This is a genomic window from Streptomyces sp. SID4985 (genome assembly GCF_009863025.1).
Classification (GTDB): Bacteria; Actinomycetota; Actinomycetes; order Streptomycetales; family Streptomycetaceae; genus Streptomyces.
Map to the genome: position 1 here is coordinate 1 of NZ_WWIR01000112.1, position 1,887 is coordinate 1,887.

The 1,887-nt window shown below is 75.1% G+C and carries 2 protein-coding genes; both read left to right on the plus strand.

Annotated features, from left to right (window positions below; genetic code table 11):
- Positions 1 to 135: 135 nt before the first annotated feature.
- On the plus strand, positions 136 to 912 hold the full coding sequence (locus GTW40_RS04635; protein WP_161178860.1) for a polysaccharide deacetylase family protein: 777 nt from the start codon (positions 136 to 138) through the stop codon (positions 910 to 912).
- Positions 909 to 1,887: glycosyltransferase (locus tag GTW40_RS04640; protein ID WP_161178861.1), on the plus strand; the 979-nt coding region annotated here is incomplete at its 3' end. The genes GTW40_RS04635 and GTW40_RS04640, both read left to right, overlap by 4 nt.

The window sequence follows — 1,887 nt, forward strand, 5'->3', positions numbered from 1 at the left end:
GCGGCGCGCTCGGCGGGCTCGCGGCCGGGTCCGTCACCGTCGCCGCCGTGTTCGTCCTGCTCGGCCTGCCCCGGGGCGCCCCGGGCCTCGCACCCGTCCTCCGTTCCGTACGCACCCACACCCGAAGGCTCGCCCATGCCGTCTTCCGCTGAGTCCGTCTCCCTGCCCCGCGACCGCTCCCCGGGGCGGGCCAGACCCGGCCCGGTCCCGTGGATCGCCATGTACCACTCGGTCGGTGACCGCTCCGACGACCCGTACCGCGTCACCGTCACCCCCGCCCGGCTGGAACGGCAGCTGCGCTGGCTGCGCGGACGCGGGCTGCGCGGAGTGAGCGTGTCCGAGCTGCTGGCCGCCCGCGCGCGGGGCGAGGGGCGCGGCCTTGTGGGTCTCACCTTCGACGACGGGTACGCCGACTTCCTCACCGACGCCCTTCCGGTGCTGGCCCGTTGGGAGTGCACGGCCACCCTGTTCGTGCTGCCCGGCAGGTTCGGCGGCGACAACTCCTGGGACCGGCCGGGCCCGCGCAAGCCGCTGCTCACCGTCGACGCCGTACGCGAGGCCCGGCGCGCCGGGATGGAGATCGGCTCGCACGGCCTGACCCACCTCGACCTCACCCGCGCCGACGATCGCACCCTGGCCGAGGAGATCTCCCAAAGCCGGGAACTCCTCGCCGAGTTGACCGACGGCCCGGCCGACGGCTTCTGCTATCCGTACGGCACCGTGGACCGCCGGGTGCGCGACGCCGTGCGCGCCGCCGGTTACGCGTACGCCTGCGCCATCGACCCCGGCGCGCTGACCGGACCGTACGCCCTCCCCCGCGTGCACATCGGGGAGAACGACACCGCCGCCCGCCTGTTCCTGAAGTACCGGCTGCACCGGCTGCGCCGCCGTCCCGTACCGGGCCCGCGATGAGGGCGCTGCACATCATCACCGGGCTGGGCGTGGGCGGCGCGGAGCAGCAACTGCGGCTACTGCTGCGCCACTTGCCCGTCGAGTGCGACGTGGTGACGCTGACCAACCCCGGGCCTGTGGCCGCCGGGCTGCGGGCCGACGGGGTCCGGGTGACCGACCTCGCCATGGCCGGCAACCGCGACCTGGCCGCACTGCCCCGGCTGACCCGGCTGATCCGGCGCGGCCGCTACGACCTCGTGCACACCCACCTCTACCGGGCCTGTCTCTACGGCCGGCTGGCCGCCCGGCTCGCGGGAGTGCGCGCGATCGTGGCGACCGAACACTCCCTGGGCGACTCGCAGATGGAGGGCCGTCCGCTCAACTCCGGTGTACGCGCGCTGTATCTGGCCGGGGAACGGCTGGGCCGGGCGACCGTCGCCGTGTCCCCGACTGTCGCCGCGCGACTGACCCGTTGGGGCGTCCCCGAGCCGCGCATCGCGGTCGTACCGAACGGCATCGACCTCGACCGCTTCCGCCACGACCCCGCCGCACGGGAGCGCACCCGAGCCCAACTCGGGCTTCCCAAGCAGGCGTTCGTCGTCGGCGGGATCGGCAGACTGGCCCCGGGCAAGCGATTCGACGTACTCGTCCAGGCCCTCTCTCAACTCCCCCGCGATGCACGACTGTTACTGGTCGGCGGCGGCCCAGAGGAGGGCCCCCTGCGCCGCCTCGCCGAGCAGGCCGGGGTGGCGGAGCGGGTGGTGTTCGCCGGTGAACGGCCCTACCTGCCCGACGGATCGGCCGGGCCCGACCTGCCCGCGCTGACCTCCGCGATGGACGTGCTGGCCTCGCCGTCCCCGGAGGAGGCGTTCGGGCTGGCGGTCGTGGAGGGGCTGGCGGCCGGGCTGCCGGTGCGGCACTCCTCCTGCCCGGCCGTCGAGGACCTGCCGTCCGGGGCGGCCCCGGACGCCGTGCGCATCCCCTGCGACCCCGAGG